Source organism: Wolbachia endosymbiont (group B) of Hofmannophila pseudospretella (assembly GCF_964028515.1).
GTDB lineage: Bacteria > Pseudomonadota > Alphaproteobacteria > Rickettsiales > Anaplasmataceae > Wolbachia.
On record NZ_OZ034788.1, the window covers coordinates 358,996 to 376,977 of the forward strand.

Annotated in this window: 10 protein-coding genes and 5 pseudogenes; 5 read left to right on the forward strand and 10 right to left on the reverse strand. The window is 33.1% G+C overall.

Annotated features, from left to right (window positions below):
• Positions 1-57: 57 nt before the first annotated feature.
• Both argB and yihA read right to left on the reverse strand, forming a co-directional pair.
• Entirely contained in the window at positions 58-966 is a 909-nt protein-coding gene (argB, locus tag ABWU24_RS01725; protein ID WP_341815846.1) for an acetylglutamate kinase, read from the reverse strand.
• Positions 967-970: 4 nt separating this feature from the next.
• A complete protein-coding gene (gene yihA, locus ABWU24_RS01730) occupies positions 971-1,567 on the reverse strand; it encodes a ribosome biogenesis GTP-binding protein YihA/YsxC (protein WP_410541830.1) in 597 nt (198 codons plus the stop codon).
• A gap of 110 nt (positions 1,568-1,677) precedes the next feature.
• Between yihA and prfA the strand changes: the two genes are divergently transcribed.
• Entirely contained in the window at positions 1,678-2,769 is a 1,092-nt protein-coding gene (gene prfA, locus ABWU24_RS01735; protein ID WP_135352696.1) for a peptide chain release factor 1, read from the forward strand.
• A gap of 288 nt (positions 2,770-3,057) precedes the next feature.
• Here the strand turns inward: prfA and ABWU24_RS01740 are convergent.
• Together ABWU24_RS01740 and ABWU24_RS01745 are read right to left on the reverse strand one after the other, a co-directional pair.
• Positions 3,058-3,331 (reverse strand): annotated as a pseudogene (locus ABWU24_RS01740) (DDE-type integrase/transposase/recombinase); the annotation flags it as partial.
• Positions 3,332-3,461: 130 nt separating this feature from the next.
• Positions 3,462-3,757: pseudogene (locus ABWU24_RS01745) on the reverse strand (ATP-binding protein); the annotation flags it as partial.
• Positions 3,758-3,963: 206 nt separating this feature from the next.
• On the opposite strand from ABWU24_RS01745, the pseudogene ABWU24_RS01750 reads away from it, so the two are divergent.
• A pseudogene (locus ABWU24_RS01750) lies at positions 3,964-4,207 on the forward strand (PD-(D/E)XK nuclease family transposase); the annotation flags it as partial.
• A 25-nt stretch (positions 4,208-4,232) separates the two neighbouring features.
• On the opposite strand, the pseudogene ABWU24_RS01755 reads toward ABWU24_RS01750, so the two are convergent.
• Positions 4,233-4,427 (reverse strand): annotated as a pseudogene (locus tag ABWU24_RS01755) (ankyrin repeat domain-containing protein); the annotation flags it as partial.
• 159 nt (positions 4,428-4,586) lie between these two features.
• The gene (locus tag ABWU24_RS01760; protein ID WP_353274343.1) at positions 4,587-4,718 is read right to left on the reverse strand and encodes a hypothetical protein; all 132 of its coding nucleotides are present in this window, start codon (positions 4,716-4,718) and stop codon (positions 4,587-4,589) included.
• 41 nt (positions 4,719-4,759) lie between these two features.
• Here ABWU24_RS01760 and ABWU24_RS01765 point away from each other — a divergent pair.
• Positions 4,760-5,552 (forward strand): IS5 family transposase gene (locus ABWU24_RS01765; RefSeq protein WP_353274345.1). Its coding sequence is split into 2 segments (ribosomal slippage): positions 4,760-5,023 and positions 5,025-5,552, totalling 792 coding nucleotides; the frame shifts between segments, so codons are not numbered across the junction.
• Positions 5,553-5,624: 72 nt separating this feature from the next.
• Here ABWU24_RS01765 and ABWU24_RS01770 read toward each other — a convergent pair.
• Positions 5,625-9,248 (reverse strand): ankyrin repeat domain-containing protein, encoded by a 3,624-nt coding sequence (locus tag ABWU24_RS01770; RefSeq protein WP_353274347.1) that lies wholly within the window; start codon positions 9,246-9,248, stop codon positions 5,625-5,627.
• Between ABWU24_RS01770 and ABWU24_RS01775 the strand changes: the two genes are divergently transcribed.
• A protein-coding gene (locus ABWU24_RS01775; RefSeq protein ID WP_353274215.1) for an IS630 family transposase occupies positions 9,242-10,247 on the forward strand; the annotation gives its coding sequence in 2 pieces (ribosomal slippage) (positions 9,242-9,751 and positions 9,753-10,247; 1,005 coding nt in all). The two genes, ABWU24_RS01770 and ABWU24_RS01775, sit on opposite strands and share 7 nt — an antisense overlap.
• Here the strand turns inward: ABWU24_RS01775 and ABWU24_RS01780 are convergent.
• Together ABWU24_RS01780 and ABWU24_RS01785 are read right to left on the reverse strand one after the other, a co-directional pair.
• Positions 10,241-12,610 carry an ankyrin repeat domain-containing protein gene (locus ABWU24_RS01780; protein ID WP_353274349.1) on the reverse strand — a complete coding sequence of 790 codons (2,370 nt, stop codon included), beginning with the start codon at positions 12,608-12,610 and terminating at the stop codon, positions 10,241-10,243. The genes ABWU24_RS01775 and ABWU24_RS01780 overlap by 7 nt on opposite strands.
• A 636-nt stretch (positions 12,611-13,246) precedes the next feature.
• Positions 13,247-14,524 (reverse strand): ankyrin repeat domain-containing protein, encoded by a 1,278-nt coding sequence (locus ABWU24_RS01785; RefSeq protein WP_353274351.1) that lies wholly within the window; start codon positions 14,522-14,524, stop codon positions 13,247-13,249.
• A 49-nt stretch (positions 14,525-14,573) separates the two neighbouring features.
• Between ABWU24_RS01785 and ABWU24_RS01790 the strand changes: the two genes are divergently transcribed.
• Positions 14,574-15,366 (forward strand): IS5 family transposase gene (locus ABWU24_RS01790; protein WP_353274778.1). Its coding sequence is split into 2 segments (ribosomal slippage): positions 14,574-14,837 and positions 14,839-15,366, totalling 792 coding nucleotides; the frame shifts between segments, so codons are not numbered across the junction.
• Between the two features lie 545 nt (positions 15,367-15,911).
• Here the strand turns inward: ABWU24_RS01790 and ABWU24_RS01795 are convergent.
• A pseudogene (locus ABWU24_RS01795) lies at positions 15,912-17,735 on the reverse strand (NB-ARC domain-containing protein); the annotation flags it as partial.
• Between the last annotated feature and the right edge of the window lie 247 nt (positions 17,736-17,982).

Genomic DNA, 17,982 nt, shown 5'->3' on the forward strand with positions numbered 1-17,982 from the left:
TTGACATAAGATATTCCCAAATTTTCAATGTTCATATGGTTATAAGCAGTACAGCTATTAATCATCCATTATTGATATACCTGAATTATTCTCAGTAAATAAATCAAGTATAATGTTAGGTACTCTACCATCAACTATGTGAACAACCCCTGCACATTCTTCCACCATTTTAGTATATGACATAAGCCTTTCAACAAATTTTTCTCCTTTAATTTTTCCACAATCAATCGATTCTTTTAAATTTTTAATCAAGACTCTTCTATTGCCAACTTTGTTTATTTCTTCATCTGTATCACTCAAGATTATCATTTTAGATGCGTAAACTGCAAGTGCAATTGCACTTGCAGTGCTATCAGTATCAATATGATATGTTTCTCCATTTTTTCCATAACCGATAGGTGCAATAACTGGTATAGAATCTGATTCTTCAATAAAGAATAATATATCAGGATTGATTTCAGTTGGTCTACCGATAAATCCCATATCTAGTATTTTTTCAATATTATTTAATCTATTTTCCCTAAGCGTAGTGCTTATCTTTTCAGCTTTTATGAGGTTGCCATCTTTTCCACATAGTCCAATAGCTGAACCACCAGCAGAATTTATATGCTGAACAATTTTTTTATTAATTGAACCACATAGTGCCATTTCAATGATTTTCATAGTGCTTTTGTCTGTAAGTCTGACACCATTTATAAACTTATCATTCATACCTAGCATTTTTAACACTGAGTTAATTTCATATTCTCCGTCATGAACTACCACCGGATTTATACCAAGCTGTTTCAACAGAACAACATTATGCGCAAAAGCACTAAGCAGCGTTTCATCTGAGATTATTACACTGCTGCATTTGATGATAAAAGTTTCGCCTACAAATTTAGGTATGTTAGACAGAATTTCAAATAATATTTCTGTTTTTTCCTTCAATGGCATCTTACCATTTAAAGATTCATCACTTTTCATTTTTTTATCTTGTAAATTTGAAAAACTCATCTCTTACCTTGGTGATTTTATGCTTAACACGAATGCTTATTTGATGAATTGACACATGTTCATTATTAACCCACTTTTGAGTATTTTCTAGAATAGCATCTAGACTTTCCTGACTCACTTTATCTATTTTTGTTAGCACAATATTAAAGTTAATATTATTACATATTAACCAATAAATAAAGTCTTTGTCTATTTCTTTTAATCCTACCTTGCTATCTATAAGCACAAACACTCTTTTTAGATTTCTCCTGTGAATTAGATAGTACTCAATTAGGTTTAAGTATTGTACTGCTTCTTCCTTGCTTGCAAAAGAATAGCCATAACCCGGTAGGTCGACAATCCTAAACTTATCATTGTACATAGAGTAAAAATTTATTTGTCTAGTGCATCCAGGTTTAGAAGAAACTCTTGCAGCTTTTTTGGTGTTTATCAGCAAGTTGATTAAACTCGATTTTCCTACGTTTGATCTACCAGCAAATGCAATCTCTGGAGCCGACTCATCTGGTAATGATTTTTTGTCTGAAGCTCCAAATATGAAGCTGCAGATTGATGTTATCTGTTTTGCCATTATACTTAGGTAGAAATATTCGAGACAATTATAGTGTTATTGCTTGATATAAGAAATTTTTTATTTCAGTATATATTACTTACTTAAACAGCTGAAAACTAGACCTGTACTATATGGATATAGAGAATAATTTACAAGACTTAAAAAAAAAGTTTTCTGATGTAGAGAGAAATCTGGAAAACCCTACCAATTTGAGTCAAAAAGAATTCGTTAGTTTTTCAAAGGAATACTCTGAACTCAGACCAATTATCGAGATAATCAATGAATATAATATATTAAAAGAGGAAATTTCAGATTTAGAAGAAATCATGAAAGATGAGAACAGCGATGGTGATATAAAAGAGTTAGCAAAAGAAGAACTTCTTGAGAAGCAAAAGATACTATTACCGAAAGTAAAAGCAAAACTAAAGTTGGCATTATTACCCAAAGATGAAGATGACTCAAGAAATGCAATATTAGAAATTAGGGCAGGCACAGGCGGAGAAGAAGCGGCATTATTTGCAGCGATTTTATTTCGTATGTATCAAAAATATGCAGAAAGAAGAAATTGGAAGTTTGAGCCAATAAGTATTTCCAATACAGGTATAGGTGGCTATAAGGAAGCTTCTGCACTCATTAATGGAACAGAAGTTTTTGCAAGACTGAAATTTGAGTCAGGGGTGCACAGAGTACAAAGAGTGCCAGAAACTGAATCTTCAGGAAGATTGCACACTTCCGCAGCTACTGTTGCAATATTACCTGAAGTAGAAGAGGTTGACTTTGAAATAGAAGAAAAAGATTTACGCATAGATGTTTATAGATCCAGTGGTCCTGGAGGGCAATCAGTGAATACAACTGACAGCGCAGTAAGGGTCACCCACTTGCCAACAGGGATAGTCGTAATACAGCAAGATGAAAAATCGCAGCACAAAAATAAGGCTAAAGCGCTCAAAGTGTTGAGAGCAAGGCTATACGAAATTGAAAGACAAAAAAAAGAAATGGAAAGGTCAACAATGAGGAAAAGCCAAATTGGTTCTGGAGATCGCTCTGAACGTATAAGAACTTATAACTTTCCACAATCAAGAATAACAGATCATAGAATTAATCTCACTTCACATCGATTAGAACAGATTATAAAAGAAGGTGAACTAGATGAATTGATTGAGGCATTGATTTCACGAAATGAAGCAGAAAGGTTGGCTGGAGGGGGTAATGTTACTTTTTGATGGAAATTTGAAACAAAGCATAGGTATCAGGTTAAAAAGAAGTAAAGTTAGTTGTTCATAATTTAGTTTTCCCTTTAGTATTACTAATGATAACAAAGATATGGAAACGTCAAGCGAATACCTATTCGGTTAATAGCATCATATAGAAAAAGGCAAGTTACATTTATTTGTTGCTGCTCATAGAACATCCAAATTCAACTATAGACCTGCTAAAAGGTGTAGGAAATCTGGTTCTGTCGCATCTATAAACCATAGAAAAGAAGATCATTAAAGCTGAGATTATAGGAGTTATAGAGCCATTAACATAGCAAAATTCTCAAAAGTAGAAACATTGTCATTAGCTCCGATAATTTGTTTTTTCTGAATCATGCGAATATTTTCTATACCTGTAATAGTAATCTTTGCGGAATGAAAATTTTTAAAACTAAGCATAGGCTTTATTCGCTTCTTGATAAACCTATCAACAATATTATTTAGATATTTTATTTGAAGAACTGTAATCTTCAGAAATTTCTGCATTCAAATCATCAAGAGCAGCAGTATTACTGTCGCTTTTATCAAGGTTCTGTCGCATTTGTAAGGAAGTAGAAAGAAGAATGATATAATTGTCTAAAAATAAAGCAAAGATGTTTCGTATCAATCAAAAATTATTGCCATATTTCAAAGGATTTAGCTTTTCAGCGATGTTATCTTACTGCTGCAATTGAAGGCAAAGCTTCTCCTCTAAACCCAAGGTGCTTGATTTCTATTAACTCACCATCGCTTAATTTTGAAGTAGCGTGGCGCATAAACGCAAGTTCCAAATCTTCCTTTTCTATTCCATTTCCATCTTCTGTTACAGTTATAAGATTACGCCCACCACTTTCTATTTTGATCTCTATCTCTAGCATCTATTGCATTTTCTACTAATTCCTTTTGCTGGCCTCTCTATTACCTCTCCCGCTGCTATACGGTTTATTGTTTTTGTATCTAAAAGAATTATTGCCATATTTCCAACTCTCAGTCTGATCAGGATATAGCTTGAATATCAATGCAAATCAAGTTCTCTATTAGGTGTCTTAACTAATTTAAAAACAGAAATAGTTGTAAAAACCCAGTCCGAAATGTTATCTCATGTGGATCTATGTTTGAATTTTAGTTGAATATTTTTACACAATTGTGTATAATTATTAATGCTTTTTATCTTACTTTCTCATGGCTCTTTCAAAGTTTCTCGATCCAAAATTTGACCTGTCCTTTAAACGAGTGTTTGGCACTGAGAAAAATAAGAATATCCTTATCCACTTCCTCAACGATATCTTAGGCTTTACTGGGGTTAACACTATAGAAGATGTTGAGTTCCTCAGCACTATCATGAATCCTGAGATTGCTTCTGATAAAAAAAGCATCGGTTGATGTTCTTTGCAAGGATTCATATGGAAATAGGTATATTGCAGAGGGGCATAGCCTCTATTGGTCTTAATATCAAAGCTAGCTCCTTTTTCTAAGAGCTTTTCTGCTACATTTAAATGACCATACTTTGCAGCTAAGTGTAGAGCAGTATAGCCATCATTGTCTTTAGCATCAATATCCGCTCCCTTCTCAAGAAACTTTTCAACCTTGCTAAGATCACCTTCCCTTGCAGAACTAATTAATAAATTATTATTGTTTAGAGTCATATGTATACCTCAATAAGAATCAAACTTTGAGAATACTCAATATAGCATACTACTTACACCAAATATAATAGTCACAATATTTTCCATACATAAAGAATCAATTATTTTATAAGGTGATTAAGGTAATACTTTGTTTGTAAAATTTATCAACCTATAATTTCAATTTTTTTGGAGTAACTCTATACTTTTGTTACTACTAACGACTTCAATAATATAACCATTCCAGCAACCAAAACCAGCAAGCGTGAGAACTGTTTTTCTTGGAATCTTAGAGCCTGTACGTGATCTCAAAAAAGGGATAGAATGAGAGGATAAAGTATATAAAGTAGGATATGCGAAGTTTATATCCAAGTGATATAAGTCGAGAAAAGTTTGAGATTATTGTAGCAGATCTGGAGTCTTGCAGGAAGAGGACAAAGCCAAGAACACTTGATTTATATCATGTATTTTGTGGAGTGTTATACGTCTTAAAAAGTGGCTGCCAGTGGAGAATGTTACCAAAAGAGTTTCCAAAATGGCGGAATTGTTACGACTATTTTAAGAAGTGGAGTGAAAAAGCAGATGCAAATAAAGAAAGTGTTCTGGAGCTGGTATTAAAAAAAAATAGTTGGCGTGGTCCGACAAAACAATGGTCGGAAAGAAAAAACCAGCTTCTGCATAATTGATGCACAAAGCGTAAAAAATGCAGATACTGCTGAAGAAAAAGGCTATGATGCAGGCAAAAAGGTTTCAGGAATAAAACGCCATATTGCGGTAGATACACAAGGTTTACCCCACGCAATTTATATAACAACGGCAGAAATAACTGATCGTAGTAGCGCTGTGAGAATGATTAAAAATGCTAAAGAAAACCTATCTGAAGTTAAAAATATACTAGTTGATGCTGGCTACACAGGAGAAAATTTTGCAACACAAATAAAAGCAACTATTGGCGCTACCGTTGAAGTAATAAAGCGAAACGAATTACACACCTTTGTCGTATTGCCGAAAAGATGGGTTGTTGAGAGATCTTTTGCTTGGTTGCAAAAATGTAGGCGATTGTGGAAAAATTGCGAGCGGAAACTCAACACTAGCCTGCAAATGGTCGTTCTTGCTTTCGCTGCTTTGCTTCTGAAAAGATTATGAACAGGCTCTTATGGTCTACCGCCATTCTGTTAAATGAAGATACAGATACCTTATTACTTATGCTTCTTCATTTTATTGTATGCACCAATACCTATTGTCAACTAACTTCTGTGAATCACTATTTTCCAATTGATTATTAACTTTTTTCTCTAACTTATTACAAATGTCACCTTGCATTCTATGATTAAGATCTTCAAATTGCATTGATATGTCTGGTATGTTACCTTGAAGCAGTTGTATATTAGGCGTATTTTCCTGAGATGTTGCACTTGTATTCTCTAATCTCCTTTTCTTAGACTTATCTAAATGTATAGTTGTCTTATGTCGTTTCTTATGTGATTGCACTTTTAAGTCTGAAGAACAAGGGCCTGAGGACATAATTGATTGCGCTTTTTGGCTATGAATAGCAATACAATAAAGCAAAAGATCTTTATATTCTAGATTCATAGTAGCCCCTCGCTCTAAAAGGTATTCAATAATATCTAAGCGACTAGCGATAAAAGCGTAGTGTAGAGGACTAATACCATTTCTATCCTGTAGATTTACATTAGCTCCTTTTTCTACAAAGTATTTAACAATATTTAGGTGACCAGCAATAACAGCATAGTGCAGAAAACCCCTACCACGACTATCTTGTAGATTTATGCAATCTTCTCGCTCTAAAAGGCTAGGAACAATATTTAAGAGACCACTGAATTTTCGATTCACATTAGCCCATTTATCTGTAAGGTATTCAATAATATCTGAGCTAGCAGTGACACCAGTATAGTGTAAAAGGTTTATACTATTTCTACCATGAAGATTTACAATATCTTCATACCTGAGAATGTTCAGAATAGCATTAAAAGTATTACCAACAGCAAAATCAACTACTTCGGGTTGTGGAAAAAATAATTTTTTCTCTATTTCCTTTTCTAAATATTTTTTTCTTTCACTTTCAATAGACATTTCTTGTGTAGTGCTAAGATGATTTAACCCTATTCTTTTCTCCTGTAACTCTTGCCAGTTTTGAAGCTCTTGTGATGCCTCTTTTTTTCCAAGATAGTTATACCCAACAGATAATTGTATAAGATTTTTATAAAAACCTATATGATTGCTTTCATACAACTCACCTGAGCTAATCAAGTCGTTGAACTCCGTTAACACTTCATCTAATAGATTTTTTTTGTCTTTTATACTTCTCATCTTTTCAATAAAAGGACTTCTAAGTAGAAATTGACTTTGTTTTTGGTATTTTAGAATATCGAGCAAACTCTCTTGTAAAATCGACGAATTCAATTTATGTAAGTTAATATGTGATGATGTCGTTGTAAGATAGAAGTATTTTTCATCTTGAATGCTATAAAATTCCGCTAAGGTCCGGGTGTATTTAAGATATGAAAAATACAATAGGTCATGATTTTTAAAAAAATCTTGATAGAAAGCATCTTTTTCTGTAGAATTAAATTCTACCTTAAAGTGTTCAACGTAGTACAATACCGTAAATGCACATAGATATTCTCCCTTCATTACAAATATTCTAGCCAAATCAATTGATAGAGTCGCCAATCTACTTGATAAGCTATCACTTATAGAAAGTAGAGAAGCACAACTTCGTAAATAATCTAATGCACAATCATACTTCTCTTCTATGGTGTAAGTAATAACTATAAAATGATCTAGGAGCATTTGCTCAAAATAACTCCTGTAGCTGCTTTCTCTGAGTTTAAAAAGCTCTTTTAACCCTGAGCAATCTTCTAATGCAACTAACGCAAGGGCACGTAAATATCTAATTTTTAAAGAATTTTCCGTTGAAGATGCAATAACCGGCAGTATTCTTGTTGAAAGCCCGACAACTTCCTTATACTCGCCCTCTAAATGTAAACGCGTGATAGATCTAATCATAAAAGGCTCTTCTTCTCTAAAAGTGTTATAGTTTCCAAGGTGATCAACTAAGGCGATAAGATGCAAAGTATCAGTTTCTTCCAACAAATTGCTAAATTCATCTTCAAATATTTCTACAGCAGTTAGCAGTATATCCTCCTTTTGATCTTCAGCGATTTGCGAACGTATGGCTTCTTTTATCGATTTATGCATAACATACATTTTTTTTTCGCCTATCATTTCTATATCAAGCAGAGAATAATTTTCCATCAATTTGAAAGTAGATTCTAGTTCAACCAAAACTGAAAACATATCTGGGTTAATGTAGCTGTTACCCAAATGAGCCATAACTCTCAAACACCTAAAAGGTACTCCTTCATTTTTCTCTTCCATTACTTTCATGGAAATGCTCGTCGTTATTGATACAACCCTATCATATTTGCTCTGCTTGTTGTTTTTTGGAATTATCCGATCAAAATCTTCATATTTTTTTAAATATTCATAAATTCCAAATACTTCTTCTAAATTACTTAACTTACTATTTCTAATATAAGCTGCTGCCAGCCTTATGGCTAATGGAAAACCTTCGAGCTTTTTTACAAATACTTTTATTTGTTCGTCTTGTAATTTATCTACTATTCCTAAAATTCTTTTAGTAAGTTGTACAGCTTGGTCTTCTTCAAAAGTGCCCAAAGCTACTTCTACTACGCCTTTACAAGGCTGATCAAGAGAAGTGAATAAAAAATCAAAACCTACTCGATCCTCTACCTTTATAATCTCTTCCACGTCTTCTCTTCTAGCATTATGACAAATAATGAGACATCTCTTACTTCCTATTAGTGATTTGGTTTCTTCTATACACATACCTAACTTCCTTTGAGTTAAAGAAGAAAAACGCCTCTCTATAGACAACATGTTGCTGTCTTCTGTCTCATAGATATGGCTATAACTTTCTTTACTTTTTTCAGCACACTTTCTAGCCAGTTGAGTTTTACCCATGCCATGTTTGCCAGTTATTACTACCACTGTCCCTTCTATCTTTTGCAATTCTTGACATATCTTTTTTACTTGCTCCTGCCTTCCTGTAAAGTTATCTACTGTGGCACATACATCTTTAAGCTTCTGTTTCTTAAATTTAGACTTAAATTTTTTGATAGAAAAGAAAGATTGATTAACTCCCTTTATACTAAGTGGAAATTCCTCAGTCTCTTTTGTGTCAGTATGCTCTAATTCAAAGGATTTCTTATACTCTTGAAAAATTTCTTCAGCACGGCTTTTAAATATTTTTTCTAGCTCGGAATAATAATCTAAATCTTGTAACTTTATTAGATTGCTTTCCACTAAAGACACATACTCAAAACTTTTTTCAGCTTTTTTTAGCCTCATTATGCTTCTTGCCGTATCTCGCTCCCTACTGAGCTTACTTTCTGCTGTGATTAAGGATTTTTGACGACAGAGTAGGCTTGTTTTTCTTCTTTTATAAAAAAGCATGCTTTCCTTAAATAAAGACTTTGCTTCTTTCTCAATATGTGATCTAACCTGTCCTAAAAGATTATTCCATTTTTCTCTACTTGGTATTTGAATCTCTTCATTAACAATAGAGAACACCTCTCCCACAGTGTTTGCAAAGTTTTGCTGATCTAAAGTATATACGTAATCCTCAAATTCTGCACTTGTAGTTTTTGCTTCATCATACACTTTTCTTAACTTCTCGTATATAAAAAGACGACGATAACCATACTGATACCAATTCCCACTATATAAAGAACAGATAGACAATAATGGGAAAGAAGTGATACTAAAGTAGATAAAATAGAGAGGTATAAATGGCATTAAGGTCAAAACTATTAGACGAAAAAGTTGTAAATTTGGCGAAAGAAATGTTAAAAAAGGTCAGAAATAACGCATATGTTTCAAAAAAGTTACAAGCGGTGATAGCAGGAAAAGAAAGTAGTATAAGCGCTGTGGCAAGAATATGTAAAATTTCAAGGACTGCTTTGACTGAATGGATAAAGCATCTAAAATTTGGTAGAGTAGAAAGATTATTTTCCCCGTCTCAGCGGCGAAGAAAAAGCAAATTAAACAAAAATCAACGTGAGCAAATTGAAATATGGGTAGAAAGAAATCCAAATATTACTATTAAGGAAGTGCAAATAAAAATCTCAGAGGAATTTGGCCTAAACATTAGCAAATCAACAGTGCACCGTGAGATACAAAGGATGAAGTTTTCTTACATAACACCGAGGCCAATTCACCATAAACAAGATAAAAACAAGCAAGAAGAGTTTAAAAAATACTTCAATAAAATAGTCAATTCCCACCCTGAAAAGGAGGTATTTTTTTGATGAATCACGATTTGGAACTCATTCAAAAATCGGACACGGATGGTTTAAAAAAGGGGTCAGAACACAGGTTAAAATGAAAATTGGTAGACAAAATTTCTATATCTACAGTGCGGTAAATCCAAGAAGTGGTAAGAAAATTAGCCTACTTGCTCCATATGTAAACACTGATTGTATGAATATATTTCTGGAGCAGATGTCGAAAGATTTAGGCACGAAAGAAGCCTTTCTTGTAATGGATTGTGCAAGTTGGCATAGATCAAAAAGTTTGAAAATTCAGGAAAACATTACCATCATATACTTGCCTCCTTATTCACCGGAACTGAATCCTGTTGAAAGGTTGTGGCAATATATCAAATACAATACTTTACGCAATAGTATCTACGATACCATAGGTTTACTTGAAGATGTTTTGTGTAATTTTATTGTCAATATTTCCAGTACTACTATTAAACGAGTTTGTAATGTTTCTTATTTGTTCGGTCAGTAATGGATTTTGGTATGACTAGATTTATCTCTTTTTTCATAATAGGTAAGAGAGGCTTCTTTTTCTGTTACAATTCCAATATTTTCACATAGATCTATGATGTTATAATTTCTCTTTCCATACTGCACCACTTTACCATGTATTTTCTGTGAATATTTATCTAGAACAAGAGCCTCAACCATGCTTGCACCATCTGCACTCCTATCATATTCTTTTTGAATGTAATATTGAATTATCTTATCCATAATATCCTCTACCACATTTGAAACTTGATCAAAACCAATTTTCTCAAGTTGTGCTTCAAAGCTTTGAAAAATATCACACCCAGCATCTACTAACACTTTCCTAAAAATCAGCTTACAACTGTCAAATGTTTCTATTAAATCTGATAGACAAGAAAAACTTCTGCTCCTATATGCTCTCTCGCCACTTATTGTCCTGACACCTACACATACTGGAAATCCAAAGATGCTTCGTACAAAATCTTTGTTAGCTATTTCTTGTGGAAGCACTTCTTTTTCCCTTCTTATCATCTCTCTAAATGTAGAATATATAATAAGCTTCATTTCAAATGACTGTACAAAGCTCTGAACAAAATTTACTAAATTTGAATATTCTGTTTTGTAAAATTGACAATGATTCCTATTCTCGTAAGACAAGCGTATTTTATTATGACATTTTCTCTGTTCACCATGAGTTTCAAATGAATTTTCCTTACACAGTGTTATTGCAGTTTCTAATAGCTGGGACATTGCTTTTATCTCATATGTACCACCCCAAGCTTTAGGACTCCTCATACATTCTAAATATGCTTCAAATTGAAATTTCTGAACCTTTTTAGGGTTATTTATCTTCTCAAGTTCAATACAAATGTCATCTATTGCTTTACTATTGAAGTGGCTGGGCTGGAGTTTACTAGACTTGATTCCATACTGCTGCTCAACTTCAATTTCAGAGCCAAAATCAGAAAGAAATTTTGCTTTAAAGCTACCATTTGTTATATAATTTTCATTTTTACTCTCAAAAAAGTCTGTCATACTGATCTCATCTTTCAATTCCTCTTGAAATGAACGCATTTTTTTAACAACTCTTTCACGAAATACTTTCTCTACTAACCGCCTTAGCATGTCATTTTGATAAATATCTACATCACCTTGGATTAGCCTTTGGATTATTTGTACATCATGGCCGTCTCCAAATAATTTGTAAAATCTCTTGCAGAATTCATTATTGTCAAATTTTACAGGAGTTAAATAAGCTAAAGCAGCAGACCAAAATAGGCAACTACCATCTCCTGGAACATCAATTCTTTTATACGAAACAAGTGGTTGCAGTATCTTAGCAATGCCCTTCCTGTTATTACTTCTAGCGATGTCTATGGAAGTCTTACCCTCCATGTTTAAAACATTAGCGTTAGCTTTTTTTCTCAATAGAAACCTGATAATTTCTAACTCGTCATTACGAACAGCAATATGTAACAGTGTATCACCACGTTGATTAACCTGAAAATTAACATCCAACCTTGGATGTGCTCTAAAAAAAACTTTTAGCTTTTCAAGCTTTTCCATTTCTAAAAGACTACAGTCCTCTATAGTATCAATAAGTTCTTCATATATTTGCTCCAAGGACAGTTCTTTCAACATACTCTGAATTTGAGTTAGGTCAGAATGAGGTAATATTTGCTTCCTCAAGATTGGTTCAAAATGCGCACCTCCTTTATTTATTATATGTATAGTATCTTTGTCATTATAATCTGTACTCACAGGTTTGGATGCTAACCCATCAATAAGACACCCTGACATGGAAAGATCTTCAATAACATGCAGCTTAACATTATATTCATTATATTCATTACAAATCATTCTTCCCTCAATTTCAGGCCTACCCCATATAGGAATCTGCAACGTACTTCCATACTTTAAACCAGTTAATGATGAAAACACGTCCTTATTATCCCTCTGCATTTTTTCTATATCTTCAATACTGTATTCTATATAAATCAAATAAGTTTTCCATAATTCATCATTATCAATACCAGGCTCTGGAAGTACTACTTTAGAATCTCCACGGTTTCTAGCATCTGCTATAATCTTTTTTTTCATTTCTTGACTACTTAAAGCTTGCTTCCTACAAACTTCCCTCAAAGACTTCACAGTAAAGTTCATTTCAGGTTTTAATTGCTTAAGTCCTTGTGCAACTGCGTGAAAGAAACAATCCCCTCCTCCAATTGCTTTCCCTATTGTAAAACCTTCCGGCAGCTGTAATATTTGCTGATTACTAGATAGCGGTGCGTCTTCTTTTTGCATTCTTATTAACCTAGATTGATTATCTGCTACTTGTTCTCCTGTATTTTCTTTACCTAACATAAAGCCCCCTATAATTTTAATGTTCATATTTGAATTGTTTTGTCGTAAACCTCTTTTCTCAAGATTGGTTTCAACATTTGATTCTTATGCAGCTGTACCAAATCAATTTGCTGTAGAAACCTTACGGTAATCCTAAGTAACTTTGATTGCTGAGTAACAGTGTGCTTTTCTTTTGATTTCTGACTAAACTAGATATATTCTTAAAAAAGTCAAGATTGCTTTCTGAATGATGTACATAATACAATGCATCTGACTCAATACCTCGTGTATTTATTATGTTAAACTCCACTGTAGCTAAAGAAATCTAGCAGAGCAAGAACTTTTTTCATGTTTTAGCATTTTAGTTTAGTTTGTATTTTTTAAACTAAAGCCAGTGCTTGCAAAAATACTTCTATTTTTTTACTTTAATGTACTCTTTCTACTTTTAAATAAATTAATACCCACTTAATCTCACACATCACTAAAAACCTAAACGACACAGCCATTTCCAGAACCCAAAACCAGCTATTGTAAGAAGATTTTATTTTGAGATCGTATGGTCTACCACTTGTTCTACGCGAATTTATATCAATTTATTACTTTATTTCTCTGTTTTTTTGAAATTCCCCTCATAAAATTAAATAGCTTACTGTAAAATTATAGTCTTAAGTCCTTGTTTGCAGGTTGTACAGAGACGCTGTTAAATGAAGATATAGGTGACCTATGAGTTAAGTTAACCGTGCTTTTATCTTCAAATTGCAATGCTTCACTTATATTTTCTAATTTTCTTTTTTTAGTAGTGTATTCATCAAATGCTTTTAGGTGTCTTTCATGTGATTGCATTTTTAAGTATGGAGCTGAGCACACAGTAGATTGAGGTTGATAGCAACAAATACTACTTGGGTAATAATTGGTAGTATAATGGTACAAATCATCATTGAGTTCAAGTTTCACATTAGCTCCTTGTTCTAAAGAAAAAAGGCACCTAGCGCTGTCGTAGCAATAAAACTTAACATCGTAGTTCTGAGAAATATTATTACTAATATCCTCTAGATTCGTATTAACGTTATTCATTACAAGGTAGCGAACAGTGCTTGAGTGACCATATATATCAGCAAGGTGCAAAGGAGTCATATGATCTTCATTCTGTAAATTTATATCAGCTCCATGCTCTACAAGATAGCGAACAATTCCTAGGTAACCATACATAGCAGCAAAATGCAAAGGAGTCATACCATTCTTATCCTGTAGATTTATACCAGCTCCATAAACTACAAGGTAGTGAACAATTCCTAGGTAACCATATATAGCAGCAAAATGCAAAGGAGTCATATTATCTTTGTTCAGTACCTCTATTACAGCTTTTTTCTCTATAAGGGATTTAAGCATGCTTAATCTACCATTTTTAGCAGCAAAATGCAAAGGAGTTATACCATTCTCATCCTGTAAATCTACTGTAGCCCCGTACGCTAGAAGGTACTCAAAAATCTCTAAGGAATTATGTTCAACAGCATAGTGCAAATAACCTTTACCTTCTCCGTCCTTTGAATTTATACAAATCTCTTCTTCCTCTATAAAGTATCTAACGACCTCTAAGCAATTATTTTCAATAGCATAGTATAAAACAGTACTATCAAACTGAAAATGTTCGTTATCAATAAAATACCTAACTATTTCTAGTCGATTATGGAGAGCAGCACAGTCTAAAAGGGTAAGGCTCGGGTCATCACTTACCTTAAAATTAGCCCCTTTTCCTATAAAGTATTTAACTAACGCTAAGTGACCATATATAACAGCATATTCTAAAGGAGTAGATCCATCTTTATCACCGATATTAACAATTTTACTTAATTTACTTAGATCTACATTCTCGAATATAAGCTTAATAACTTCTTCACTATCATCTATGGCCAGAAAATGTAAGAGCCTGTACATGATCTCAAAAAAGAAATAAAATAAGAGGATAATATAGATAGTGAAGGATATGAGAAGCTCATACCCAAGCGACATAAGTCGGAAAAAATTTGAGATTATTGTAAAAGATCTAGAGTCTTGCAGGAAAAAAACAAAACCAAGAAAACTTGATTTGTATGAGGTATTTTGTGGAGTATTGTACGTCTTAAAAAGCGGTTGCCAGTGGAGAATGTTACCAACAGAATTTCCAAAATGGCGCAATTGTTACGATTATTTCAAAAAATGGAGTGAAAAGCCAGATACAGCTAAAGAAAGCATTCTAGAGCGTGTGTTAAAAAAAAATAGTTCGCGTGGTCCGACAAAACAATGGTCGGAAAGAAAAAACCAGCTTTTGCATAATTGATGCACAGAGTGTAAAGAATGCAGATACTGCCAAAGAGAAGGGCTATGATGCTGGTAAAAAAATCTCAGGAATAAAGCGTCATATTGCAGTAGATACACAAGGTTTGCCGCACGCAATTTATGTGACAACGGCAGAAATAACCGATCGTAGTAGTGCTGTGAGAATGGTTAAAAGAGCACAAGAAAATCTCTCTGAAGTTAAAAATATACTGGTTGATGCTGGGTATACAGGAGAAAATTTTGCAGCTCAGATAAAAGCAACTATTGGTGCAACTGTTGAGGTAATAAAACGCAGTGAATTACATACCTTTGTTGTATTGCCAAAGAGATGGGTCGTTGAACGTTCTTTTGCTTGGTTGGAAAAGTGTAGGCGTTTGTGGAAAAACTGCGAGCGAAAGCTCAACACTAGCTTACAAATGGTTGTTCTAGCTTTTGCTGTTTTACTCCTTAAAAGATTATGAACAGGTTCTAAGATATTCATTCCATAATAATCAGATTCAATAAATTCATTAACTAACTTTTTATATTCACTTGCATAATTCCAAATGGATATGATATGGCTTACATTTTTACAGTTATTATCCATCAATGATGTCATTATTTTTCTTAAAAATTCTTCTTCTCTTTTTTCTTTTCTTTGCTCTAACCTTATCATTTTTTGTACTTCTTGATGAATTTTTGCTATCCCTTTCTCTAATCCAATCAATGAGAACTGATTAAGTAGATCAAGTGCATTCAAAACCCTTTGTTGATTTTCTTTTGATTCCCCCTTGAAAAAAATTTCTTTTGTATTAATTTGATTAGGGTCCAGGTAAGCCATGAATACTAAAATAACATATGCTTGCTGTCCAACATTTTTTTCTTCTTTTATTTTATCAATGTTAACCTTCAAAGCTTTAAAAGATTTTTTATTAACAACTTGTGTCTCCAAAAAATCAGTTTTTGATTGCTGAGCTACTCTATATTCCTCCAGATATTCTCTAATACTAAGCCCTTTTGATTTAATGCATGATATTGCTACTTTCAAATCTAATGGAAAATAATTAAGTTCTTCTATTAACTCTGATATAAATTTATCTTGTGATTCATCTTCCCCTAAGGTTTTTCGAATAAATTCCTCGGCTTCTCCTTTTTTAAAATTACCCAACTTTATTTCTTCTATATCTTCTATTTCTTTTTTCCCATCCTTGTTAGAAGAAGTAATTAAAACGTAAGGTTTTTCTCTATTAGAAAAAACAGGAAAGCTTGATGGCAAAAAATTTTCAATCTCCTTATAACTAATAGCATTATCGAAAACAAACAAACTTTTTGTGTCTTGAAGATACTCATATACATCCTCGACAATAGATTTAATGTTTCTCTCTCTCCTTTGCTCACTTTTTATAGAAATTCCTAATCTTTCAGCCAACCTAAGAAATGAATTTGAAAGCTTGTTATATGACGAGGCATCTATCCACATAATCCTTGCCCAAGTACCCTTACGCCTTTCACTAAACCCATAGCCTCTAGCAAGTTCGCTTTTCCCTATTCCAGACTTCCCACTAATTAAGACTACTCGTGACATTTTTATTTCTTGACTACTACTGTGTAACCTTAGGTTCAAATTTTTTACCACCTCTTTTCTTTCAATGAAATTTTCTGGTATCTTGCCAAAACTATAGGAAAATTGACGCCTATCTTCATCTTGTTTTCTAAGATGTTCTTTTACATCTTCTATATCTTTCCTTTTCACAGGATCTTGTTCATTAATCTTCTTTAATATAAAACGAGCTAATTTTTCTTTTTTTTCATCATTTAAAATATGCACATATCTTTCTGTGGGTGCTTCACTGAATACATACTTTTGTTTTATCTCCTCCCACTTTCTTAACTCCCATTCAAAGGGAAGCCGATAGCCGTATTTTTCAGCACAGCTATATTCCTCTAGATTATGTTCCTCAGAATTATATTGATAATAATTAACAGTTTCATCTTCTTCTTTTTTCTTTATTCCTACCCATTCATACAATTCTGAGGTTAATAAACTTTCACTACTTTGCTCATCTTTTATTTCATATCCAGGACGCGTAAAATATCCTTTCTTTTTTGACTTACCTAGAACAACACCTTGTGTTATAAGATCAACAGAAAAGTCTTGTTCCTCAGAAGTTAAAAGGTAATTCATTGTTCTATGTACAGCATCTATTACTAACTTCTTAACTCTCCTATGATAAAAAGAGGGATTGATATCTACAACTTTTATGAATGGTTCCTCAAACCTGTGAAAAATTTCTAAGCCAGCTTTTACTAAAATCTCTCTCATTTCAGCTTTGTAGCAAGGTGTAGTTATTGTAAAAATATTTTTCGCTCCTTTCTTATGCCGTTTTCCTGTAACACAATGATTGATACTCTCATTAACTTTAACACTAAATAATTTTAGTGGACTTGCTGGAATAGTATTATTCAAAATAGAATTAAAGCTGGCTGAAGCTTTGCTTATTTTTTGTATATTTGAATCTGGTTCTGCCTCCTCAAAATATTTAGATAATTTTTCCTCGAATTCTTTAACAAAAGTCTTAACAAAAAAAGTTGCTTTTTCCACTACTTCATTATCTGTAAGACTTATAACATTGGCTGTATCATTCGATGCGCTATACCATACACTACCGCTGCTTATAGATGAAGATCTTGTTACTCCAAGACTCTCTTGACTTGGTCCACACTGAAGTTCTCCACTAGATAATCTATCTTCATGATCAAGACCTCCTTTTGCTCCTATTGTTGACTCATCATCTACATAATCCATTCGATCATCTGCTACTTGTTCTCCTGTATTTCCTTTACCTAACATAAAACCCCCTATATTTTAATATTCATACTTGATTATTTTACCGTAAATCTCTTTTCTGAAGATTGGTTTTAATATCTAATTAATTTGATTCTTATACAGTTGTACTAAACTGCTCTACAAATTTACTGTAGAAACCTCACGGTAACCCTAGGTAACTTTGATTGCTGAGTAGCAGTGTGTCTTTCTTTTGATTTCTTACTAAATTAAATACTTGCTTAAAAAAGTCAGGATTGCTTTCCGAATGATG

Bases quoted from the DNA above. Each gene is read 5' to 3' on its own strand.
- ABWU24_RS01785 (WP_353274351.1), bottom strand. From the start codon at position 14,524: ATGTACAGGCTCTTACATTTTCTGGCCATAGATGATAGTGAAGAAGTT.
- argB (WP_341815846.1), bottom strand. From the start codon at position 966: ATGAAAAGTGATGAATCTTTAAATGGTAAGATGCCATTGAAGGAAAAA.
- ABWU24_RS01780 (WP_353274349.1), bottom strand. From the start codon at position 12,610: ATGTTAGGTAAAGAAAATACAGGAGAACAAGTAGCAGATAATCAATCT.
- ABWU24_RS01770 (WP_353274347.1), bottom strand. From the start codon at position 9,248: ATGCCATTTATACCTCTCTATTTTATCTACTTTAGTATCACTTCTTTC.
- prfA (WP_135352696.1), top strand. From the start codon at position 1,678: ATGGATATAGAGAATAATTTACAAGACTTAAAAAAAAAGTTTTCTGAT.